This window comes from Kribbella flavida DSM 17836 (genome assembly GCF_000024345.1).
Taxonomy (GTDB): domain Bacteria; phylum Actinomycetota; class Actinomycetes; order Propionibacteriales; family Kribbellaceae; genus Kribbella; species Kribbella flavida.
Genome location: NC_013729.1, coordinates 1,183,816 through 1,205,954 on the forward strand (window position 1 = coordinate 1,183,816; position 22,139 = coordinate 1,205,954).

At 70.8% G+C, this 22,139-nt stretch carries 23 protein-coding genes; 9 read left to right on the forward strand and 14 right to left on the reverse strand.

Going from position 1 to position 22,139, the window contains the following annotated elements; translation table 11 throughout:
* Window positions 1-89 precede the first annotated feature (89 nt).
* Complete coding sequence (locus KFLA_RS05495; RefSeq protein ID WP_012918775.1) at window positions 90-1,277, reverse strand: MFS transporter; 1,188 nt, start codon at window positions 1,275-1,277, stop codon at window positions 90-92.
* 155 nt (window positions 1,278-1,432) lie between these two features.
* Between KFLA_RS05495 and KFLA_RS05500 the strand changes: the two genes are divergently transcribed.
* Window positions 1,433-2,020, forward strand: a complete 588-nt coding sequence (locus tag KFLA_RS05500; RefSeq protein WP_012918776.1) for a helix-turn-helix domain-containing protein — start codon at window positions 1,433-1,435, stop codon at window positions 2,018-2,020.
* 5 nt (window positions 2,021-2,025) lie between these two features.
* On the opposite strand, the gene KFLA_RS05505 is transcribed toward KFLA_RS05500, so the two are convergent.
* From KFLA_RS05505 to KFLA_RS05515, 3 genes are all read right to left on the reverse strand, one after another.
* Window positions 2,026-2,676 (reverse strand): HemK2/MTQ2 family protein methyltransferase, encoded by a 651-nt coding sequence (locus KFLA_RS05505; protein WP_012918777.1) that lies wholly within the window; start codon window positions 2,674-2,676, stop codon window positions 2,026-2,028.
* Window positions 2,673-3,896, reverse strand: coding sequence for a carboxylate-amine ligase (locus KFLA_RS05510; protein ID WP_158307262.1), 1,224 nt, complete (start codon window positions 3,894-3,896; stop codon window positions 2,673-2,675). Before KFLA_RS05510 ends, KFLA_RS05505 begins: the two co-directional genes overlap by 4 nt.
* A gap of 94 nt (window positions 3,897-3,990) precedes the next feature.
* The gene (locus KFLA_RS05515; RefSeq protein ID WP_012918779.1) at window positions 3,991-5,226 is read right to left on the reverse strand and encodes an erythromycin esterase family protein; all 1,236 of its coding nucleotides are present in this window, start codon (window positions 5,224-5,226) and stop codon (window positions 3,991-3,993) included.
* 197 nt (window positions 5,227-5,423) lie between these two features.
* On the opposite strand from KFLA_RS05515, the gene KFLA_RS05520 reads away from it, so the two are divergent.
* Together KFLA_RS05520 and KFLA_RS05525 are read left to right on the forward strand one after the other, a co-directional pair.
* Window positions 5,424-5,759: an ArsR/SmtB family transcription factor gene (locus KFLA_RS05520; protein ID WP_012918780.1), complete on the forward strand. Its 336-nt coding sequence runs from the start codon at window positions 5,424-5,426 to the stop codon at window positions 5,757-5,759.
* A gap of 19 nt (window positions 5,760-5,778) precedes the next feature.
* Window positions 5,779-6,774 carry a zinc-binding dehydrogenase gene (locus KFLA_RS05525; protein ID WP_012918781.1) on the forward strand — a complete coding sequence of 332 codons (996 nt, stop codon included), beginning with the start codon at window positions 5,779-5,781 and terminating at the stop codon, window positions 6,772-6,774.
* Between the two features lie 187 nt (window positions 6,775-6,961).
* On the opposite strand, the gene KFLA_RS05530 is transcribed toward KFLA_RS05525, so the two are convergent.
* Window positions 6,962-7,810: an SDR family NAD(P)-dependent oxidoreductase gene (locus KFLA_RS05530; RefSeq protein ID WP_012918782.1), complete on the reverse strand. Its 849-nt coding sequence runs from the start codon at window positions 7,808-7,810 to the stop codon at window positions 6,962-6,964.
* Window positions 7,811-7,861: 51 nt separating this feature from the next.
* Between KFLA_RS05530 and KFLA_RS05535 the strand changes: the two genes are divergently transcribed.
* Window positions 7,862-8,440 (forward strand): TetR/AcrR family transcriptional regulator, encoded by a 579-nt coding sequence (locus tag KFLA_RS05535; protein WP_012918783.1) that lies wholly within the window; start codon window positions 7,862-7,864, stop codon window positions 8,438-8,440.
* A gap of 57 nt (window positions 8,441-8,497) precedes the next feature.
* On the opposite strand, the gene KFLA_RS05540 is transcribed toward KFLA_RS05535, so the two are convergent.
* The 7 genes from KFLA_RS05540 to KFLA_RS05570 all read right to left on the reverse strand — a co-directional run bounded on the left by KFLA_RS05540 (window position 8,498) and on the right by KFLA_RS05570 (window position 14,389).
* Window positions 8,498-9,652, reverse strand: coding sequence for an alkaline phosphatase PhoX (locus KFLA_RS05540; protein ID WP_012918784.1), 1,155 nt, complete (start codon window positions 9,650-9,652; stop codon window positions 8,498-8,500).
* Between the two features lie 147 nt (window positions 9,653-9,799).
* Complete coding sequence (locus KFLA_RS05545) at window positions 9,800-10,522, reverse strand: hypothetical protein (protein WP_148256552.1); 723 nt, start codon at window positions 10,520-10,522, stop codon at window positions 9,800-9,802.
* Between the two features lie 306 nt (window positions 10,523-10,828).
* Window positions 10,829-11,521: a hypothetical protein gene (locus KFLA_RS05550; RefSeq protein WP_012918786.1), complete on the reverse strand. Its 693-nt coding sequence runs from the start codon at window positions 11,519-11,521 to the stop codon at window positions 10,829-10,831.
* Between the two features lie 116 nt (window positions 11,522-11,637).
* Complete coding sequence (locus tag KFLA_RS05555) at window positions 11,638-12,273, reverse strand: NADPH-dependent F420 reductase (protein ID WP_041289162.1); 636 nt, start codon at window positions 12,271-12,273, stop codon at window positions 11,638-11,640.
* Window positions 12,274-12,286: 13 nt separating this feature from the next.
* Window positions 12,287-12,646: a nuclear transport factor 2 family protein gene (locus KFLA_RS05560; RefSeq protein WP_012918788.1), complete on the reverse strand. Its 360-nt coding sequence runs from the start codon at window positions 12,644-12,646 to the stop codon at window positions 12,287-12,289.
* 141 nt (window positions 12,647-12,787) lie between these two features.
* Entirely contained in the window at window positions 12,788-13,303 is a 516-nt protein-coding gene (locus KFLA_RS05565; protein ID WP_012918789.1) for a MarR family winged helix-turn-helix transcriptional regulator, read from the reverse strand.
* A 120-nt stretch (window positions 13,304-13,423) separates the two neighbouring features.
* A complete protein-coding gene (locus KFLA_RS05570; protein WP_012918790.1) occupies window positions 13,424-14,389 on the reverse strand; it encodes an alpha/beta hydrolase in 966 nt (321 codons plus the stop codon).
* A 188-nt stretch (window positions 14,390-14,577) separates the two neighbouring features.
* On the opposite strand from KFLA_RS05570, the gene KFLA_RS05575 reads away from it, so the two are divergent.
* From KFLA_RS05575 to KFLA_RS05595, 5 genes are all read left to right on the forward strand, one after another.
* Window positions 14,578-17,325, forward strand: coding sequence for a helix-turn-helix transcriptional regulator (locus KFLA_RS05575; protein ID WP_049797270.1), 2,748 nt, complete (start codon window positions 14,578-14,580; stop codon window positions 17,323-17,325).
* A gap of 87 nt (window positions 17,326-17,412) precedes the next feature.
* Window positions 17,413-17,976, forward strand: coding sequence for a putative immunity protein (locus KFLA_RS05580; RefSeq protein ID WP_012918792.1), 564 nt, complete (start codon window positions 17,413-17,415; stop codon window positions 17,974-17,976).
* A gap of 40 nt (window positions 17,977-18,016) precedes the next feature.
* Window positions 18,017-18,733: a GNAT family N-acetyltransferase gene (locus KFLA_RS05585; protein ID WP_012918793.1), complete on the forward strand. Its 717-nt coding sequence runs from the start codon at window positions 18,017-18,019 to the stop codon at window positions 18,731-18,733.
* Window positions 18,734-18,836: 103 nt separating this feature from the next.
* On the forward strand, window positions 18,837-19,997 hold the full coding sequence (locus tag KFLA_RS05590; protein ID WP_049797271.1) for a sensor histidine kinase: 1,161 nt from the start codon (window positions 18,837-18,839) through the stop codon (window positions 19,995-19,997).
* Complete coding sequence (locus tag KFLA_RS05595) at window positions 19,994-20,644, forward strand: response regulator (protein WP_012918795.1); 651 nt, start codon at window positions 19,994-19,996, stop codon at window positions 20,642-20,644. Before KFLA_RS05590 ends, KFLA_RS05595 begins: the two co-directional genes overlap by 4 nt.
* A 9-nt stretch (window positions 20,645-20,653) precedes the next feature.
* On the opposite strand, the gene KFLA_RS35370 is transcribed toward KFLA_RS05595, so the two are convergent.
* Together KFLA_RS35370 and KFLA_RS05605 are read right to left on the reverse strand one after the other, a co-directional pair.
* Window positions 20,654-21,523, reverse strand: coding sequence for a phosphotransferase family protein (locus KFLA_RS35370; RefSeq protein WP_012918796.1), 870 nt, complete (start codon window positions 21,521-21,523; stop codon window positions 20,654-20,656).
* Between the two features lie 5 nt (window positions 21,524-21,528).
* Window positions 21,529-21,990: a hypothetical protein gene (locus KFLA_RS05605; protein WP_012918797.1), complete on the reverse strand. Its 462-nt coding sequence runs from the start codon at window positions 21,988-21,990 to the stop codon at window positions 21,529-21,531.
* Between the last annotated feature and the right edge of the window lie 149 nt (window positions 21,991-22,139).

Sequence of the window (22,139 nt, forward strand, 5' to 3'; positions counted from 1 at the left end):
GTCGGGTGCCGCCGTCTCCCGCAGCAACTATTGGTTGCAACGTATAGCAACCAATGATTGCGCGACAAGAGGGTGCTGAAAGTCCGGGCTCACCGACTGCGGCTCGTGATGTTGCTCGCGGTGGGCGGGCGTCGTTCGAGCAGGACGACCGGGACCGTGGCCAGCGCCAGGGCGGCGCCGATCCAGCCGATCGAGGCCAGGCCGGCGCCTGCGTGCAGGGCGAGGCCGGCCAGCAGTGGCACCAGGCTGATGCCGAGCTGGAACGCCGACACCGTGGTGGCTCCGGCCAGCGTCGGGGCGTCGGCGGCGATGCTGAAGACGCGGCCGTAGATGGCGGGATTGAGCACGAAGCCGGCGACGCCGAGCAAGGCGACCAAGGCAACGACCGCGAGCTTGTGCTCCGCGAGTACTGCCAGCAGGACCGAGCAGACCAGGATCCCGCCCGCTCCTGCGAGCAGAGCGTCGTACGGGCGGCGGTCGGCGATCCGGCCGCCGATCGACAGGCCGACAAACGCTCCGATGCCGAACAACGCGAGAACGGCGGGCACCCAGACGGCCGGGAGGTGGGTGACGTCGGTCAGTAGTGCGGACAGGAAATTGAACGAGATCATGTACGCCGCGGTGCTCAGCAGGGTGGCGGCGTAGACCCACCACAGCTTCGGCCGGCGCATCACGTCGAGCTCCGCCCGCACGCTGGGCTCCTGCGACGCAGTCGTCTCGGGCAGTGCCGCGACAGCCGAAACCGCACCGAGAACCGTGAGCACGACAACCGCCCAGAAGCCGCCCTGCCATCCGGCGAAGTAGCTGATCAGCGCGCCGGCCGGTCCGCCGGCGATCATGGCCAGACTCAGTCCGCTCACCACCACCGCGGAAGCGCGCGCGGTTCGGTCGCGCGGCACCAGGCTGATCGCGGTGACCGCGGCGACGGCCCAGAACCCCGCGTACGCGACGCCGGCGGCGAAGCGAGCGCCCAGCACCACCGGGTAGCTGTCGACGACCAGGCTGACGGCGATGGCGGACGCGAAGATCGCCTGGGTGATGACGAGCGTTGTCCGCCGGGGCCAGCGCAGGCTGACGACCGCGAGCGGTGGCCCGCCCAGGACGACGCCGACCGCGAAGGCCGTGATCAATCCGCCGGCCGACGCGAGCGAGATCTCGAGATCGTCCGCTACCGCCGGCAGCACGCCGGCGAGCAAGAACTCCGCACTGCCCATCGAAAACAGGCTGAAGGCCAGCACGTACACCCCGAAGGGAAGTCGCCTGCTGGTCCGCGTCATCGGTCAGCACCTCCCGGTCGGCCGGCAGTTGTCGCGTCGTGCCCCACAGTTCGTTGGCTTCTCATGGCCACCTCCTCGACGACGAGCGTCGCGACGATGCTGCGAAAGCGACAACATTCCTTGCCGAAACCGGGATCGGTTGCTTGGCTGAGGGCATGGACACCCTGCCTGCTGTCGCTGCGACGATCAGCCAGATCGCCCCCAGGCTGCGCCGGATGCGCGAGAAGAAGAGCGTGACGCTGGCCGAGCTGAGCCGCACCACCGGGATCTCGACCAGCACCCTGTCGAGACTCGAGTCGGGGCAGCGCAAGCCCAGTCTGGAACTGCTGCTGCCGATCGCCGCCGCGCTCGCGGTGCCGCTGGACGACATCGTGGCAGCGCCGCGCGTCGTGGACCCCCGCGTGCCGCAGAACGCCGGCCGGTCGAACGGGCGGCTGTTCGTCTCGCTGTCCAGGGATCAGGGAGAGCCCAAGGCGTTCAAGCTGACGATTCCCGCCTCGGACAACGAACCCTCGCCCCGCGTGCACGCCGGCCACGAGTGGCTCTACGTGCTCACCGGCCGGCTCCGCCTCGTCCTGGCCGACTACGACCTGGTGCTCGGTCCGGGTGAGGCCGCGGAGTTCGACACCCAGACGCCGCACTGGTTCGGCTCAACGGGCCGCGGCGCCGTGGAACTGCTCAGCTTGTTCGGCAAGCAGGGGGAGCGCATGCACGTCCGCGCGTCCACCAAATCCCGATCCTGACCCCGTCAGTCGGTCAGCGGAGCGGTGGCGCGGATGATCACCACGTCTTCCTCGTCGATGTCGGCGGGGATCGTGCCCGCGGCCTGCTGCGCGCGCATCAACGGGCCCAGTGGTCCGCGTTGGCTCACGCGTACTTCGGCGTCGGTGAGGCCCGCTCGGCGGAGCCGGTCCAAGGTGGTGTCGGTGCCGATGAGGGACGAGTGCACGAGAAGGATCGCCCCGCCCGGGCGCAGGTGGGCCGGAGCCTCGTCGCACAAGGCGTCGAGCACGATGCGCCCGTCGTGGCCGGCCTCCCAGGCCCGGCTCGCGCCGGACCGCGGTACGTCCGCGCGCGGCGACGGCACGTACGGCGGGTTGCTCACGATCAGGTCGAACCGCTCGCCGGCGACCGGGCCGAACGTCTGGCCCCGCAGGGTCCGGACGCGCAGGCCGTGCCGCAGCGCGTTGAGGCGGACGGTGAGCAGCGCCCGCCGGGAGACGTCGATCGCCGTCGTGGTCGCGCCGCACTGAGCCGCGGTGAGGGCGAGCACCCCGCTGCCGGTGCAGACGTCGAGCGCCCGCGACCCCGGGCCGAGGGACTCCTGACGGATCGCGTCGGCCAGCATCCAGGAGTCGGAGATCGGGGCGAAGACGCCCGGCAGGGTCATGAACTTCATACGGTGAACACCTCCGCTAGCCAAGGGACCACGCGCTCGGGACCGAGCGCCCTGAGATGCTCCACCGGTGGGTGCTCGACCATCGCCCGGACGTCGTCCAGGCTGCCCGGCGCGTACGGTTCGGTGGTGTCGATGAGGTGATGGAGCCGGCGACGGGTGGGCCGGACCTCGCCGGTCCGGAGGTCGAGCAGCTCGCCGCGGACGCCGTCCCGCAGCGCGGACCACCGGTTCTCTGCGATTCTCCAGGTCGGCGCGGGCGGTTCGAGCCGGCCTAGGTGGTGCAGGTCGGCGAGCCTCGCCCCGAGCGCGTGCACGAATCGGGCGATCGCGCTGGTCTGCGCCGTGGTCGCCTGGACGTCGAGGACCCGCAGTTCGAGCGTGCCGTACCGAAGGTGCGGGCGGAGCTCCCACCACCACTCCGACGCGTTGGCGACCGCGCCGCCTTGGACCGCCCAGTTCAGGTCCTCGGCGTACTGGTGCCAGGAGGTGATGATCGGAGGTACGCCCTGGCGGGGCAGCTGGGAGGCGACCACCGGACGCACCGAGCACAGCCCGGCGTCGCGTCCGGCGGTGAAGGGCGCGCAAGCTGCCAGCGCGGTCAGCTCGGGGAGCAGATCCCGCAGAGCGTGGTAGACGCTCAGGGTGCAGTCGGCGTCGCCGAAGGCCAGGTGCACTTGCAACGAGGAGACCAGTTGGCGGCTGATCACGTCCCGGTAGCGAGCGCTGAGCCCAGCGGCGTGCTCCGTCGGCGACAGCGCGGTGGGACCCTCGACGAGGGGATGTACCGGGGCGGCAACCAGCGCAAGGTCAGGGGCGCAGGCGGTAGCGACGAGTTCTCGGCACGTGCGGAGCTCCGCGACGGCGTCGGCGACATCCCTGTGCACGGAGGTCGCGATCTCCAGCTGGCAGGCAGGCAGCTCGGGCTTCACCCGTGGGTCGCCAAGGCTCGCCAGGACCGGGGCGGCTTCAGCAGGCATCCAGCTTTCGCGATGCACCACGAGGAGTTCCTCCTCGAAGCCCACGGTTCCGGGGACGGTGCTCGAGAACACCGACCGGAGCAGCTCGGGATCGAAGGGCGCGTCGGCCCCAGGATGCCCGGCAGGTCCAGCATGCGGTGGGCGACCGGGCGGCGAGGCGCCGATGCCCGGAGCGGGCGCGCTCAGCCTCGGACGGCCGATCGTGGCGCCCGCTGCGGGGTCGACGGACTTGGCGTCAGTCACTGGGGTCCCTCGTCCGTGCCGGGCGTGCGTGCGCCCCGGCGTTCCTGAGGCTCCGCTCTGAACCCGCTCCACCGTTACCCCGCTCGGGCGCAGGTCAACCGTCCGAGGCTCGCGCGGACGGGCGCTCATGGTCCGTGGCCCGGTTCTGTCGGACGTCTTTGACGAAGACGATGCCGTCATGGCTGGACACCTGAGCTGGATCCAGCGGCGCGTAGCCGTACCACGGGGAGCTGCGGAGGACTGCGGGCACTGTGGCGAGTTGGCGGGGGTCGACCACGTACTGCTCCTGCGGCTGCGCGTAGAGCAGGCCTTCGATGGTGTCCGGAGCCGGGGTGTCGACCCCCTGGTGCGGGATCGTGCCGAGAGCCGTGGCGAGGAAGGCGTACTGGTCTCCTAGTTGGGCGCTGACGATCGCGCCGGCGCTCCACCACTCAACCGCCTGGCCGCCCCACCGCATGGAGCTCTGGGGCCGTTGGAGGTGACCGTTGTGCGCGTTCACCAAGATCGGGCCGCGGTGAGCGAGCGCGAGCAGGTTGGCGGCCATCATCGAGTCCCGTATGCCGAGCAGCCGGGCTGTGCGGCTCGGTGAGCTGTCGGCCATCCAGAAGTGGTAGCGCAGCAGGCCGACGGCGGTGCGGCCGTGCAGGAGGGCGCGCTCCCAGTCGTCCGGTGCGGATGCCTCGATCAGGTGCGGGGACTGCGCATCGAGCAGCGCCGTCAAGTCGTCGGCGAGCAGCCGGAGCTCTGTCGCGTCCGGACTCTGCCCGACGGACCGCGACGAGTCCATCATCGCGGCAGGGTTGGTCCATCGGTCGTCGGCGCCGAGCAGGCGATCGAGGGTTTCCGCAGTGCAGGACAGCAGGTCGGCAGCCACCCAGGTGGTGAGGTAGCTGTGCAGTGCGGTCAGTGCCTGCCGCGGGCTCGCGGCGCCGGAGATCTCCAGCGGGCCGTCGACACCGGCGAAGCGGAGGTGCTCGGACCGGCGCCGGTCGTTGTTGTAGGCACGCATCCAGCGGACCAGTTCGCGGTTGGCCGCGAGCGCCCCGAACTCGTGGCTGAAGCCGCGGTCCATGACGTCGTCGAGGGTGCCGGTCCCCGAGGTGACGTAGTCGTCGACGAGCAGGCCGGCCAGGCAGTCGCTCTCGAGGGCGATCGTGCGGTAGCCCTCCAGCTCGACGAGTTGCCGGAAGAGGTCGTTGCGTAGCTCGAGCAGGACGTTCTCGCCGTGCGTCGGCTCGCCCAGGGCGAGTAGTCGCGGCTTGCCCGGCAGCAGCTTCCGCACGGTCACGGCATCGACGGGATCGGCGGCCAGTTCGGAACCAGGAGTCATGTATTCAACGGTATCGTTGAAGTACCTTGTGAAGACTTTTCCGGCGGCAATCGCAGTACGTGGCGGCAGAACCTTCAAGCGGGGGACACAACGGAGACCGGCACTCGGGAAGAGTGCCGGCGTGCTGTGCCGTTTCCTTTCGAGGATCGTCGAACTGAGTTACGATCATGTACGACGATCGTCGAAAGGAGGTCGGAGTGCCGCACGCTCGCCGCCCGGCCGTGGTGCATCCGGAGGTCGGGGAGCTGACGATCCACGCCGTTCTGCACGCGCTGGCCGACCCGACCCGGCTGGCCATCGTCGGCAGCCTGCGGGAGAACGGTGAGCAGGCCTGCGGGACCTTCCCGGTGACCGTCGCGCCGTCGACGCTGACGCACCACTTCCGGATCCTTCGCGAGGCCGGGGTGATCCGGCAGCGAGAAGAAGGCAAGCGGCGCTGGAACCAGCTGCGCTACGACGAGCTGGACAGTCGCTTCCCGGGGCTGCTCGACGTCGTACTGCGCAGCGCGCCCCCTGTTCGCCAGACCTCTTAGCACGATCGGAGCCGTGCCCATGCCTGACCTGCCCGCCACGATGCGCGCCCTGACGCAGCCGACGTTGACCGGCCCGCACGACCTGCGGCTGGACGACGACGTTGCGGTGCCGACGCCCGGACCGGGGCAGGTGCTGATCCGGGTCGGTGCGGCCGGCATCAACTTCGCCGACGTGATGCAGACCCGCGGCACGTACGACGGCGGACCGCGGGCCCCCTACGTCGCCGGCTTCGAGGCGGCCGGCCAAATCGTTGCCCTCGGCTCCGAAGTGGGCGACCTGGCGATCGGCGACCACGTGATCGGGACCGGCCCGGGCGCGTTCGCGGAGTACATGGTGATGCCCGCGGCCGGCGCCGCCCGGGTCCCCGAAGGCTGGACCGACGAGCAGGCGCTGGGTCTCGTCCTGAACTGGGCCACCGCGCTCGCCGCCCTCAGGCCGCTCGGGCGCGTCGCGGCCGGCGACACCGTGCTGATCCACGCGGCAGCGGGCGGAGTGGGGCAGGCCGCGGTGCGGATGGCCAAGCACTACGGAGCCACCGTGATCGCCAGCGCCTCCGCGGACAAGCACGACACCGTGCGCGCCCTGGGAGCCGATCATGTCGTCGACTACCGGACCGAGGACGTCGCCGCCGCGGCACTGCGGCTCACCGACGGCCACGGCGTCGACCTGGTCCTCGAGTCCGTCGGCGGCGAGACGTTCCGGGCCGGCCTGGCGGCCGCCAAGCGCGTCACCGGCACGGTCGTCGTGTACGGCGTGGCCGCCGGCGAGGCGTCGATCAGCAACTGGGAGCTCAACTTCCGCCACCAGATCCACGTGATCGGCCTGCACATCGGCGTACTGATCGAGCAGGCGCCGCATCTTTACGCCGAGATCGTCGCCGAGTTGGCCGAGTTGAGGGCGGTCGGTGTCTACCCGCCGGGTCAGCCGACCGTCTACGACCTGGCCGACGGTGCCAAGGCCCTCACCGAGCTGGAATCCCGAGGCACCACCGGCAAGCTCGCGCTCCGCCCGTGAACTCCTTGGCAGCAGGACCAGGGCCAGGCGATCCGGTTCCTTGCCGTGGGCATCGGTGGGACCGTCGCCACCCTCTCGTTGTTCACTCGGCACCACCGCCATCGCTCTGGCGGTCACCTGCGCCGCCGGCATCCTCCGCCTTCGTCCTCGACGCCTCCCCCGCCCCGTTCGTCCCGTAGTTCGCGGGCTACTTCGGCTGGTCGGGCCAGCTGAAGGCCGGGTCGCTGAGATAGTCGTCGCGACGCCACTCAAGGGCCGTTTTCACCATGTCGTGGGCGCCGGTGCCGATGATCTTGCGCAGGGGCGGTTCGGGGTCGTCGAGCAGGGCCAGCAGGGCTCGAGCGGCGACTGCCGGGGACTCCTCGGTGGGTTCTCCCGCCTCCGCGACCATGGCCGCAGTGGGATAGCCGGGCATGCCGAGGATGGCCTCGCGGGTTTCGTCGTACGCCGGGTCCGCGGTGGTGAAGCGCAGGCTGGAGCCGGCCCAGTCGGTGGCGAAGCCGCCGAGCTGCAGCAGGTGAACGCCGACGCCGAAGCGCGCGACCTCGTCCGCGAGGGCGGCGCTGAGGCCTTCGAGTGCCCACTTCGTCGCGTTGTAGGCACCGAACAGCGGCAGGTGCCCGACCGCGCCGACGCTGGAAACCTGCACGATCCGGCCGGATCCTCGCGCCCGGAGGTGCGGCAGGACGGCCTGGGTGAGCCAGACGGCGCCGAACAGGTTGACGTCGAACTGAGCCCGGAGCTCATCCTCGCTCAGTTCCTCGATCGCGCCGACCAAGCCGTATCCGGCGTTGTTCACCACGACGTCCGGCGTACCGACCGTGGTCACGACGTCCGCGACCACGCTCTCGACCTCGGCACGGGAAGCCACGTCCAGCCGGCGCGGAACCAGTCGATCGCCGTACTGCTCGACCAGGTCGTCGAGCACGCCGTCCTGGCGGATCGTCCCGACGACCCGGTCGCCGTGCTCCAGGGCCGCCTCCGCGAACGCGCGCCCGAGACCTCGGCCGGCTCCGGTGATCAACCACAGTCTCATCGATGTCCCTCTCGGTTGAATCTCAACGAGACGGACCGTATCGTCTCGTCCATGGGAAGTCCAGACGAACGGCGGCGCAGCGACCGGGCGCGGACCGCGATCCTCACCGCGGCCGCCGAGGCCGTCGCCGAGGTCGGGTACGCCAAGACGTCGATCGAGGGCATCGCCGCCCGGGCCGGTGTCGGCAAGCAGACGATCTACCGGTGGTGGCCGTCGAAGGGTGCGGTCGTGCTCGACGCGCTGGTCACCGAGCAGCCCGAGTCCGAGTGGCCGGACACCGGTGACCTGGCTGCCGACCTGCGCCTCGTACTGCGGGCAACGACTGCCGAGTTCGCGGACGAAGCGACCTCGGCGACGCTGCGCGCGGTGATGATCGACATGCAGCAGGACGCGGCGCTCAGCGACCAGGTTATGACCCGGATGCTCGGTCCTCAGTTGGCCGCCACCAAGCGGCGGCTGGAGGCGGCGCAGCGAGCCGGCCAAGTGGCCGACGGCATCGACCTGGACGTGGCCGTCGAGGTGATCTTCGGGCCGGTCTACCACCGCTGGATCCTGCGCACGCACCCGTTCGACGAGGCCTATGCGGACGCGTTGACCGAGCTCGCCGTCCGCGCCCTCGGTCCCGGCTGACGGTGGAACACCCTCCCGGCGCCCGCTCGGAGGTGCCGAGCGGGCGCCGGGGTGAGATCAGCGGGTGGTGCGGAAGGGGCCGGTGACCTCGTAGGTGATGCCGCCGCTGCTCGAGCCGGTGGTACCGCGCTGGGAGGAGAAGTACAGGCGGTTGCCGGCGGGGTTGAAGGCGACACCGCAGAGCTCGGAGCCGGACTGGCCCGTCACGCGGAGGAAGGGCGCCACGACGTCGGCGGGGGTGATGACGCAGATCTCCATGTTGCCGCCGTCCTCGGCGACGTACAGGTCGCCGACGGTGGTGCCGGTGATGTTGTCGACGCCGGTCAGCGGCGCACTGCTGGTCAGGTTGTCGTCGTAGGCGATCGCGATCGTGTTGTTCACCGCGTTGTAGGCCCAGACGCGGTTGTCGCCCTTGGTGGTGAAGAAGCAGGTTCCGTTGCGGTAGTAGCAGCCCTCGCCGCCGTTGAAGATCTTCATGCCCGACACCTGCCGGCGGGTCGCGGTCGGGCTGCCGTCGGGGTCGGGAACCCTGACCCAGGACAGCGCCCCGCCGGACTCACGCAGTACCTGCAGGGTGCCGGCGGACAGGTCGCCCCAGGTGGTCGGCACGAACCGGTAGAAGCCGCCGTCGGAGACGTCCTCGGTGAGGTAGATGACGCGCCGGTCGGGATCCACCGCGGCGGCCTCGTGGGAGAAGCGGCCCATCGCCGGGCGGCGTACCGCGGCCTTGGTGCCGAACGGGTCGGTCTCCCAGAGGTAGCCGAGGTCGGTCTCCTCGCCGGACAGCCAGGTGCCCCACGGGGTCGCGCCGCCGGAGCAGTTCCGGGTGGTGCCGGACAGGATGCGGTACGCGCCGGTGATCGCGCCGCTGCTGTTGAACCGCAGAGCGCTCGCACCACCGCTCCCGCTGCTCATCTCGGAGTTGGACACGTAGATCCAGCCGGTGCCGTCGGCGAAGCAGGCTCCGCCGTCCGGGGCGCTGTGCCAGGTGTAGCTGGTACCGCTCACGACCCGGGTCGACCTGGCCAGCACCCGGCTGGTGAAACCCTGCGGCAGCATGATCCCGTTCGCGTCGGCGGTCCGCAGACCGCCGTACGGGCTGGGCCCGGTCTGCGCCGGAAACGCCAACGCCTGCGGCGTCACGCTGAACCCGAACGCGACCGAGGCCGACGAACCGATCACTGCCGCACGAAGAAAACTCCGACGATCCACGACTGACTCCTCACAGTGACAAGGGCGGAGCCGTCAGTGAATCTCACCCACATGAACGCAACCCGAAGCCCGGCTGCCGCAAACCCGTACGGCGGACATCGCGCCCGCACGCTCGGAGGCGTCTCCGCGCCGCGGGTGCCGGGTGGGTCAGCGGGTGGTGGTGGCGCTGGCGAGGTCCCAGCTGATGGAGGTCGAGTACAGCGCGAAGCGGTAGTCGCGGAGCGGGGTGTAGCGGTAGGCCATGGTGGCCTCGCCGGCGCTGTTGGTGGTGACGGCCTTGAGGTTCTTCCAGGTGGTGGTGCCGCGGTCGCGGTACTGGAAGACGCCGCTGGCGGAGCGCTTGAAGAAGATGTTCTTGCTGACCGAGTACAGCAGCGAGGTGCCCTTGAGGGTGACGACGTCGGCGGTGCGGGTCGAGGAGATCCAGGCGCCGGCGGCGAGCTTGATCGTGGTGGTGGGGGAGTTCTGGGTGAGCGGCTGGTCAGCCGGGTCCCAGGCGCCGTCGGCGACGAACTTCTGTACGCCGATCGGGTCGTCGCTGAGGATGTCCCAGGGGTAGGTGGTGGTGTCTTCGAAGCCGACCTCGTTCACCGGGCCCCGGCTGGGGTGGGTGAGGACCCAGTACGACGTGCTGCCGGCGGCGGTGCAGTTGCCGCTGATGCGGATCGGCAGCTCCAGGTAGGGGCGGCTGATCGCGACCCGGGTCGGCGCGGACAGGTTGCAGACGCCGGCTGCGGTGGCCGCGGTGGCCTTGGCGGGCGCGTCGGCCGGCGGGGTCGGGCCGGGCCGGACGGCCGAGGCGCTGAGCGGGAGCACGGCGGCGACGCTGAGCGCGGCGACAGCGGACATGACGGTACGACGAAGCTTCATCAAAGGGTTCTTTCCAGTGGCAGAAGGCACTGGATTCCCCCCAGTGCCGATGGCCAGCGGAGCATATCCGGCCGGATGCCTGCGGCGTCAAGCACTCGCTTGATCGCAGTTGGGCGGACCGAACAGGGGTGGGACCGGCGAATCTGGGCACCTACGGGCCAGGTGACCGTGAATCCGCGCGGAAGAGAGGTCGCTCAGGTCGCGCGCGTTGGGCTCAGCAGCGCGCGCGACCGCCTCGCGCTCAGTGGTTGAAATCTTATGCATCCGACGTCCCGAGGGCAGCCGGGTGCATAAGTTCGATCGGGATCAGCCAGGGAAGCGGGGCTGGTACTCGCGGGAGACCTCGCGGACCCTGCGGTAGCCGACGACGCCGAGCACGGCCGCGGCCAGCAGGGCGGCCGTGGCGCCGGCCACGGTGCGGAGCACGTCACCGGCGTTCGCGATCTCGCAGATCACTCCGGCGAGCACACCGACGACGACCGCGTTGATGATGCCGACGACGACGGGCGACCCGGACATCCAGTGGGTCAGCCCGACCCGGTTGCGAAAGCTGTACGTCGTCATCATGCCGGGCGCGTCGTCGTGGTGGCTGGTCACGAAGTACGGCTCCAGCTCCGGCGCGAGCTCCAGGTACGCGTGCCGGAGCCGGTTCATGCCGATCACCAGCCAGGCGTCCTCGACGTCGGCCTCGATCAGGCGGAAGAACGTGCCCAGCCCGATCAGCAGCGCCACCGGCAGGACCAGCAGGGCGAACATCTGGAAGTCGCGCCCGAAGCCGCTCGCGTTCGCCACCAGGGAGAGCGCGATGACGGTTGCCGACAGCACGGTCAGGTAGGTGCCGGTCCGGCTGAAGATCTCGCTCCACGTCATGCTGCGGGTGGCGAGCAGGCTCCAGTGCTCGGTGGCGAGGAACTGCGCGTGCGGGTTGCCGACGGCATCGATGCCCTGCAGGGACGGCGGCGTGCCGACCGGCGGTTGCCGCCTCGCCCGATCTCCCATCCTGGTACCGCCCTTCCGTGACAGCCGCGGACGTGACTGGGACATCCGGCGTGACGCCGGATGTCCCAGTGTGAGCGGCGGTGGGCGGCAGCACCACCCCTTTCGCGGCGGGGAGGCTACCGGGTGGCCTGCGACAGCGCGGTCCGCATCTGGTCGGCGTCGCGCCGCGTCCCGTACGCCGGCTGGTCGCGCTCGAAGCGCCAGCCTTCGCTCAGGGCGCCGGCGTCGATCACGTCGAAGCCGAGCGTGTCGATGAGCGAGACGACCTGGGACTTGGCGTCCTGGTCGTCGCCGGCCACCGCGAGCGCGCGCCGGTCGGCGGAGCCGGCGGGTTGGCCGTCGGTGGTGAGGTCGGCCGCGCCGAGGTTGTTCAGCCCTTTGATCACGATGCTGCGGGGCAACCGGCTCTGCAGGAACTCCGACGTCGTCTCCGACCGGGTGTCGAGCTCCGGGATCGCCCCGAAGAACTCCGGGTAGTAGTTGGTGGCGTCGACCAGCACCTTGCCCGCGAGCTGGTCGGCCGGCAGGTCCGGGTAGGCGTTCAGCGGCGTGCACAGGATCACGAGGTCGGCGGCTTCGGCGGCCTCGGCCGGGTCGGCTGCTCGTGCCGCCGGACCGAGCTCGGCCACCAGCTCGGCCAGCGACTCCGGGCCCCGCGCGTTCGCGATCACCACCGACAGGCCCGCCGCCACGGCAGCGCGGGCCACCTGCGATCCGAGGTTGCCGGCACCGAGAATTCCGAGGGTCTTCATGGCTCCCATCCCCTTACGACCTGGTCAGAACGGTGTGCAGGGAGGCGATCCGGCCGTCCCTGACGATGGCGATGTCCATCCCGGACACCACCGGCGGCTGTCCGGCGGGCCCGAAGTTCCAGGCCAGGCAGCCGAGGTCCTGGGCCTGGTAGACCGGACCGGCTTCGGTGAAGACGAACCCGGGAGCGCCGTCCAGCAGCTGCTGTGCCTTCGCGTGCAGCGCGTCGCGGCCAATGAGCACGCCTTCCGCGTCCGCGAAGGTGACGTCCTCGCTGAAGATCCGGTCCATCACCACGCGCCGGGCGGCGGCGTCCCGCTCACCGAAGACGAGGTTCGAACTGCTTTTCATCAACTGGGCCATCGTGTCGGCCATCAGTGTTCCTTCCGTGTGGATCAAGGTCCGCGCGCCCCGGGGCGTGGCGGTCCACGGACCGGTTCGCCGTACGCCGGAGGGCAGCGCAGGACTCAGTACGCCGGGGCGGGAACGCCGCCGGCGCTGGATTGCTTGCTGGGCTCAGGGGTGGTCGACGGGCCGAGGCAGCGTGCCGCGCTCGATCACTGTCTCGTAGATGTCCTCGAGCGCGCTGGTGAGGTTTTCGAGCGCGTCGCTGCCGAGGCCGTCGAAGAACATCGACCGGACCAGCTCGATGTGCTGGGGAGACGCCTCCCGGAGCTTCTGCCAGCCCTGCGCGCTCAGTGTGACGTCCACCGCCCGCTTGTCGTGGGCCGACCTGGTGAGCGTGAGCATCCCGCGGGTCTCCAGCCGCTTCACGTGGTGCGAGGTGCGGCTGCGCTCCCACCCGATCCGGGTGGCGAGCGCCGAGATCTGCATCCGGCCGTCCGGCTCGCTGGTCAGCGCGACCAGGACGTCGTAGTCGGCCAGCGAGATGCCGCTGTCGGCGCGGAGCTGACGGTTCATCTCGTACCGCAGCCGAAGCTGCAGCCGCATGTACGCGAACCAGGCGCGGGCCTCGGCCGGCGAGAGGAACGCGTACGGCGACTCGGGCGGCAGACGATGGTTGTCGGACATATCCTCGGCTTCAGCTGACCGTGACGTCTTCGGGTCGTCAGCATCATCGCACTCGGCATGGTCATCGTCGCGCCAGGGCGCAGCTGCTCGCCGTACCGGGCCGGCGTCGGCCCGTGCCGGTCAGTCGGTGCCGAGCACCCTGGCCAGGAACGCCGCGCCCTGGGCGATCGCGCCCTCGGCGGCGAAGGTCCGGCGCAACGGGTTCAGGCCGACGAAGTCGTGGATGACACCGCCGTACCGAACCGCCGTCACCGGAACTCCCGCGGCGCGCAGCTTGGCGGCGTACGCCTCGCCCTCGTCGCGCAGTACGTCGGCCTCCGCGACGATCACCAGCGCCTCGGGCAGGCCGGCGAGGTCGTCGAGCGACGCGCGCAGCGGGGAGGCGGTGATCTCGGCGCGCTCGGCCGGGTCGGTCGTGTACTGGTCCCAGAACCACTTCATGCCCTCGCGCGGCAGGAAGTAGCCCTCCGCGAACTGCTCGTACGAGCCGGTGTCGAAGTTCGCGTCGGTGACCGGGTAGTACAGCAGCTGACCCTTGTACTGCAGTCCGCCGCGCTGCTTCGACAGGATGGTCTGCACGGTCGCCATGTTGCCGCCGACCGAGTCGCCCGCCACGGCGACGCGGGTGCTGTCCAAGCTCTGCTCGGCGCCGCTGTCGCGGAGCCAGGTCGCGACGGCGTAGATCTGCTCGATCGCGGTCGGGTACTTCGCCTCGGGGGACAGGTCGTAGTCCGGGAAGACGACCGCGGCCTGGGCGCCGACGGCGAGCTCGCGGACCAGCCGGTCGTGCGTCGTCGGGCCGCCGAAGACCCAGCCGAGCCCGTGGCAGTACAGGATGACCGGCAGCACACCGGTCGCGTTCGGGGGCCGCACGATGCGGACCCGGACGGTGCCGGTCGGGCCACCGTCGATGCTGAGGTCGGAGATGTCGGCGTCGAGCAGGACCGGCGTCGGGTCGGTCTGCACGGTGTCGGCGATCTTGCGGCCTTCCTCCGGCGTCAATTGGTACAGGAAGGGCGGCGTGGAGTTCGCGTCGGCGAAGGCCTGCGCCGCCGGCTCCAGGACCGGCTTCACGGGGTCACTCATCGGATCGTTCCCTTCTTCGGTGAGCGGTTCGCTCGGAACCGATCCTGCGGGGCGGCCCGGCCGGGCGGCATCCGTCATCTGACTGCTCCTGCGTCAAGGCTGTTTTTGCGGTTAGGTGAAGTGTCACCTAATATGGCGGAGCGTGCCGAGCTGTTCGGCCGATGCCTCGGGATGGTGACGGGAAGCCGGTGGGTGCAAAGTCGTTGATCGGCCGCACGGCCGAGCTGAGTCGCCTGGGTGAGGCGATCACCAGCGCGGCCGCCGCCGACGCCGACGCCGGCGGTGGCGGTGGCGGTGGCGTCCTGGTCGTGATCACCGGTGACGCCGGCATCGGCAAGTCGGCGCTGGCCGACCGGGCCGCGGCGCTGGCCCGCGACGAAGGATTCCTGGAACTGCGGTGCACGGGGATCCAGAGCGAAACGCCGTCCGGGTTCGCGGCGCTGCACGAATTGCTGCACCCGGTTCTCGACCGGGCCGCTTCGCTGCCGCCGCGGCAACGCCAGGCCCTGCTCGGTGCGTTCGGTCTCGAGGACGGTCCCGCACCGGAACGGCTGATGATCCACCTCGCCGTGCTCGGCCTGCTGGAGGAGCTGGCGTCCGACCGCAAGGTCGTGGTGGTTGTCGAGGATCTGCAGTGGCTCGACCGTTCGACCGCCGATGCGATCGCTTTCGTCGCCCGCCGGCTGGCTGCCAACCGTCTTCTGCTGCTGGTCACCACCCGCACGCCCGCGGACGAGGTCGACGCGCTGCGGTCGATCCCGGCCCTCCAGCTGGATCTGGGCCCGCTGGCCGACGACGAGGCGGCTCGGCTGCTGGACTGCGTGGCCGGGCCGATGAGCCGGTCCCTCAGGGAGCGTGTACTGCGTGAGGCGGCGGGCAATCCGCTGGCGCTCGCAGAGCTGTCGAGGGTGGTGCAGGACGAGTTCCCCAACGGGAGTGCGCTGCCGGTGTTCCTGCCGACGACCCGCCGGCTGGAACAGGCCTTCCTCGATCAGGTCGCCGGACTGCGGCCGGAGTCTCGCACGTTGCTGCTGCTGGCCGCCGCGGACCAAGGCCTCGGAGTCCACGATCTGTTCGCGGCCGGCCGAGCGCTCGGATCGGGGCCGGAGGCCTTCGACGCGGTGGAACGCTCCGGCGTTGTCGAGGTCAGCCAAGGGGTGATCCGCTTCCGCCATCCGCTGATGCGCTCGGTCGTGTACGGCGCCGCGTCGACCAGCGAGCGCCGCAGTACGCACCGGGCGCTGGGCGGCGTGATCGGTGACCCGGTCCGCTCGGTGTGGCACCGCGCCGCCGCGGCGTTCGCGGCCGACGAGGAACTGGCCGCGGAGCTGGAATCCGCCGCGGCGTACGCCGGCGGCCGGGGCGCGCAGGCGGAGGCGTCGGCCCTGTACGAGCGCGCGGCGGCGTTGTCACCGGACCCGGGCGAGCGCGGTCGGCGGCTTGCCGCGGCGGCCGAGAACGCACGCCGTGCCGGGCTGACCCGTGAGGCGGTGCGTGCCGTCGAGGAGGCACTGCCGCTGGCCGACACCGCGCGGGTGAGCGTCCAACTGGCCAGCACCGAGATCGTCAGCACGCTGATGGCCGGCCTGCCGCTGCGCAGCGAGGCGACGGTGACGCAGCTTCTGCACCGTCTCGCCAGTGGCGATGCCGAGGAACGGGTGGTGCTGCTGTGGGCCGGTGCGGTTCAGCTCGCGTTGCGGCCCCAGCGTTCCGGCAACCTGCAGCTCCTTGTCGATGAGCTGGAGTCCATCGATCTCGGGCGGCCGGATCCCCTGCAGCAGATCGCGCTGGCGCTGCTGGATCCCCCGGGGCGCGCAGCACACCTGCGCAAGTTGCTGCCTCCCGCCGTGACCGATCCGCGGGTGCTGCTGACGGTCGGGCTGGCAGCCGAGAGAACGCAGGATCTGGGCACCGCGCGCGCCGGACTGCTGGCCGGGTACCAGCATCTGCGCGGTACCGGCGGCACGGCCGACGAGGCGCATCTCCTGGCGTGGTTGGCGTGCAGCCGCGTTCTCACCGGTGGCGTGCTGGACGGAATCGCCGACGGGGCGCTGGCCGAGCGGATGGCCGCCGATCTCGGGCTCACGTCGGTGGCGACGGCGGCTGCTGCTTCCGGCGCTCTCGCGCAGGCCTGGCGGGGCGATGCGACGGAAGCTTCCCGAGCGGTGGAGCGCAGCATGGCTCAGCCGGTGGAGCTAACCTGGACGTCGACGGTTGCCCGAAGCAACTGGGCCGCCGGTCTGATCGCCCTGCAGCAGCGGCGCTTCCGGGATGCGTGGACGCTGCTCAGCGACCTGTCGATGGATCGCACGACGATGCTGTGGGCGGTGGCAGACCTCGCGGAAGCGGGCGTCCGGTCGGGCAAGACCAGCGAGGTCGCCGAGGTGGTGGCCGGTGCCGAGAAGGAGGCCGCCGGTTTCGACTCCGCACACCTGTGCATGCTCGTCCATCGCAGCTACGCCGTTCTCGGCACCGACGATCCTGGCGAACGGTTCGCGGCGGCCGTCGCGCAGGCGGAGGAGTGCCCGGCGGCGCTGGAAGTCGGCCGGACCCAGTTGGCGTACGGCGAATGGCTCCGGCGGACGCGGCGGATCGCCGCGGCGCGGGACCAGCTTGCTGCCGCGCATCACGTGTTCGACCGGTCGGGCGCCCGGCTGTGGGCAGAACGCGCCGCGGCGGAGTTGCGGGCCGCGGGCATCACGCCGCCGTCGGGAGGTCGGCGACCGGGCAGCGACGTGGCGTTCACGCCGCAGGAGTTGCAGATCATGCGGCTCGCGGCGGCGGGGCTGACCAACAAGGAGATCGCCGACCAGATCTACCTGTCGCACCGGACGGTCGCGGCGCATCTGTACAAGGTGTTCCCGAAGCTGGGCATCACCAGCCGGGGGCAGTTGGTCGAGGCGCTGAAGCGGCTGCCGGGTGGCGGCTCGGACTGACCCTGCTCTTGAGGGTCTCCGCGCGCATCCCGATTGGATGCCGTGAGCAAGTTTCAACTCCGGGCTTCAACGATACCGTTGAAGCCCATGGAGACTCCCGAAGTTCTGACGATCGAGCTCAGCCTGCCGGAGCTGCGCGAGATCACCGCGTACGCCGTCGCCTGCGCGGAGCCGGCCCTGGTCGTCTTCGAGCGTGACTGTCCTGACGATCCGCGCCCCCGCGCGGTGCTCGACGAAGCCCGCACGTTCGTCGCCGGAGGCAGCCGGACGAAGGCGCTCCGGGTGACCGCGCTGGCGGCGCACCGGGCAGCGAAGTCGGCCCGCGAGGCAGGACGTGCTGCCGCGGCTGATGCGGCTCGCGCCGCCGGTCACGCAGGCGCATCGGCGTACCTGCATCCGCTGGCGAAGGCCACCCAGGTCCTGCACATCCTGGGCTCCGCGGCCCACACCGCCCGGGCGCTGGAACTGGACGCCGGCGACGACCACGCCGTCGGCACCGCGTACGTCGAGACGGCCCGGACCCTCGCCGGCGCCGTCGTCACCGACGTCCTGTCCCGCTACCCGGCCGCACCTCCCGGCGGCGGGCGCGCCGGGGAGCTGTTGCGCATCCTGGACGCATCGCTGCGCGAACCACCCGCCGCCGGCCGTTGAGAATGCTCGACCCTGAGGTGCGGGCTCGTACTCTCAGACCGTGACGAGTGACGACGAGCGCCTACTGGAGCTGGAGATCGACACGATCTTCGGGTTGGTCCGTCCGCGCCCGGCAGGTTGGCCGCGCCTCGCGACATCGGACGTCGCCGCGGTCTTCGGCTGGTCGCCGAACGCCCGAGTACTCGCTCTGAGCGCGGCGGCCGCCGCGGTGGTCGACGTTGCCCTCATCGGCAGCTTCTCACCGGACAGTGAACCGGCTGTGGTGACCCAGGTGAAGAACCAGTTGCTCAACAGCGCAGCGTTTCCGTCAGCGCTCACCGTGGACGGCGGTCCCTGCTACGTGTTTCCTGCTACCGCCGACGCTCCGCAGAGCAGCTTGCCGATCGTCGTGTCCGACGACGCCGGTGTTGTGGCCGCACAGCGATTTGTTCGCCCGGACAACTGGGAGGTCGGTGAGTGGCGACAGCTGATCAGCGGAGAGCTCGGATCCTGGGCGATGGCCGTGGACGGTCTGGAGCCGGTCTCGATCTGCCACACGCCCACCGCCACGCCGGCCAGCGCTGAAGCCGGTGTGTGGACCCGGATGGACCATCGAGGGGCCGGACTCGCCGCGGCAGTGGCCGTCGCCTGGTGGAAGCTCGAACGTCTGCGTCGCGAGGTCGTCTTTTACAGCACCAGCCGGGACAACGTCGCGTCCCAGTCAGTCGCCGCCAAGCTGGGTCTGCAGCCGCTCGGATGGTTGTGGACGGTGCGGTGAGGACTGGAGCCAGCGGGTGGTGCCGCCGGTGGTCGCTTTCAGGAGAGGGTGGGGTTGCCTGAGGGCGTACGCCGGGGCGGGGTGGCGCTCGTACGATCGGGAGGTGATCGACTCGTTCCGGATGACGCCGCGGGCGGCGGACGTGCTGCTGGCTGTCGGGGTCACGGTGGTGATCTCGATCGCGGTGTCGGCCGGTCAGGGCAGTTCGGGGCCGGTCGATCCGCTGGCGTACCTGTGGGCGGCCGGGTTGGGGCTGTTGATGGTGGTCCGGCGGACGATGCCGCTGGCCGTGCTGCTGCTGACCGCGCTCGGCTACTTCACCTACTACACCGCGGGATTCCCCGCGATCGGGGTCGCGGTGCCGATCGCGGCGGCCGTGTACTCCGCGACGGAGGCCGGGTACCTGCGCGCGGCGATCCTGACGTCGGTGCTGGTGCTGGCGGTGTCGACCACGTTCCGCCTCCTGATCGGGCAGCCGGTGGGGTACGTCGTCGGGTACGAGCTGGTCGGGCACACAGCGTTGATCGCCTCGGTCGTCGCGCTCGGCTCCAGCGTCCGCGCGCACCGGGCGCTGCGGGAGAAGACCGACCAGGTGGCGCGGCTCACCGAGCACCAGACTCTGCTCAGCGCCGAGGCACGGGCCCGGGAGGAACGGCTTCGCCTGGCGCGGGAGTTGCACGACTCGATCGGCCACGCGCTGGCGGTCGCGTCCCTGCACACGAACGTGGCGCGGGAGGCTCCGAACGCCGAGGCGCGGTCGCAGGCGCTGCACCTGGTCCGGCAGTCGACCAGCGAAGCGATGACCCAGCTGCGGTCGACCGTCGCGCTGCTGCGTTCCTCGGCTCCGGCGGCGGCCCCCGCCGCGAGCCTCGACCAGCTGCCGCAGTTGCTCAGGGCACCGCGGGCCGCCGGGTACACCGTGGAGTTCGACCTGGCGGACGGAGCGAGTGCCTCGCCGGACATCGAGGCAGCCGCCTTCCGGGTCGTCCAGGAGGCGGTCACGAACACGCTCCGGCACGCCGACGCCGACCACCTCGGCGTACGGCTCCGCGTCGACGACGAGGACCGGCTGCACGTGCTGGTCCGCGACAACGGAAAGGCCGCCCGACCGCCCACGTACTCGCCGGGGCACGGTCTGGCCGGCATGCGGGAGCGGGTCGAAGCCGCCGGGGGCTCGCTCACCGTTCGGGCCGCGGCCGACGGCTGGTACGTCGAGGCGAAGCTGCCGCGCAAAGCCCCGGACTCCCGAGAGGACCAGCCATGATCCGAGTACTTGTCGTGGACGACCAGGACCTGGTCCGGGCGGGGCTTCGGTTGCTGATCGACAACACCGACGACCTTCGGGTCGTGGGCGAGGCAAGCGACGGCCGGGAGGCGCTCGCGCTCGCCCGTGAGCACCAGCCGGACGTCGTGCTGATGGACCTGCAGATGCCGGTGATGGGCGGTGTGGAGACGACGGCCGCGATCCGTGCGGACCCGCTGCTGAAGGACACGCCTGTCGTGGTGCTGACGACCTTCGACCACGACGCGGACGTGGTGGACGCCGTCCAGGCGGGCGCGTCGGGATACCTGCTCAAGGATCTCGCCGCCGACGAGCTGCGCGGCGCCATTCGGACCGCCGTGACCGGAGGGGCGCCGATCGCGCCCAAGGTCGCCAAGCTGATGATGCACCGGATCAGCCGGATGCCGTCCCGCAAGGTCCAGGAGGAGACGCTGGCCGGGCTCACCGCGCGCGAGCTCGACATCCTCGCGCACGTCGGCCGGGGACTGTCCAACGAGGAGATCGGTCAGGCACTGTTCCTGAGCCCGGAGACCGCGCGGACCTACGTCAGCCGGCTGCTCGCGAAGCTGGGAGTGCGGGACCGTTCGCAGCTGGTGGTGCTGGCGCACAAGGCCGGACTGGTCGACTGATCGGCGCGCTCAGCCGGCCGCCTGGAACGTCCATCGCCAGCCGTGCAGGCTCTTTGCCACGTACTCCACCCGCCCGGTTTCGTGGCCGAAGGCAAGATCTTCCAGCAGCGCGCAGACAGCGTAGTAGCTCGCGCGCTCCAGCAGCTCCGGATCGCCGCCGATCTGGTGCGCATAGCGGGCGAGCGCGGTCCGGAGCGCCTCCGGACCGAGGTCCCGGAGCAGCAGCCCGAAGTCGTACGCCGGATCGGTGATCGCGGCATCGTTCCAGTCGATGACTCCCGTCACCGCGTCCGGCGAGACCAGGATGTGCTCGATACCGAGATCGTTGTGGCTGAGAACGTGCCGTCCGGCCGGTCGTGGCGCGGGCCGGCCGAGGAACCGGCGTACGTCGTCGCGCTGGTCGGTGGTCAGCAGCGGAGTCAGGTCGGAGACGAGCTCGGCCGTCTCGGCTCGCCACTCCTCGGGCGAGTACTCGTCGACCGGCGCCAGATCCGCGTAGCCGTCCCGGTCCCAGGTGTGCAGCTCCGCCAGCACGGTGCCGACGGCCAGCGCGACCGAACGGGTGAGCGCTGCACGTTGCGGCGTCGGTACGGCGATCAGCGGCACGCCCGGCAGACGCCGTACGACGACCGCTTCGGCCTCCGCGACCACCCGGACGATCTCCGGCACGGGAATGCTGATTCGGTCGGCGACGCGCCGGGTGAGCTCCGCCTGCCGCTGCACGTCCTGTTCGCCGGGCTCGGTGGGGATCGTGACCAGCAGCTCCGTCCCGGTGATGCCGAAGGTGAGACTCTCCCCGCCGGTGCTGAACGGGTCGAGCTTCACCCCGAGCAGGCCGGCGAGCCTGCGCATCTGCTCGCTCTGCGCCGGGGCGGCCATGCAGGTCAGCTCCTTCTCGTGGTGAAGCGCTGGATCACGGTTGCGACCAGGCCGCAGATCAACCCGACAGCGGCGCCGGTGAACACGCTGCTGATCGTGGTCGCGCCGCGGGCCAGCAGCTCCTCGGTCCCGGGCGACAGCTCACCGTCGAGGTTGCCGCCCAGGCGCGGCGGCGAGTCGCCGAACGCTTCGTCCCAGAAGATGTTGTGCCCGATCGCCAGGAAACAACCGTAGAACACTCCGACCACGAGCAGCGAGACCCAGGGGCGAGGCAGCCGGGCGAGAACCGCGACCGCGATCCAGACCGCCGCCGGTCCGAGGGCGAGCAGTCCGGCCAGCGGGCCGTTGGTCGCCAGCCCGAGGTCGTGCAGCACCACCCGAGGCGCCGCGAGCAGGGCGAGGCCGACCAGTGCCCAGACGGGCAGACCGAGAGTGCGGGCTGTGGTCTGCTGAGGATTCGAGCTCATGCTTCCGCACGGTAGACGCGCCGGCCGCCGTACACAGTCCTCCGGACGCGACAGCCGGCACCGCGAAAAGCGACATTCTCCACCGATCGGGCGATCGACACGCTGCCGGGGAACTGTGCCGCAGAGCCGCTCGTACTGACCGATTGGAG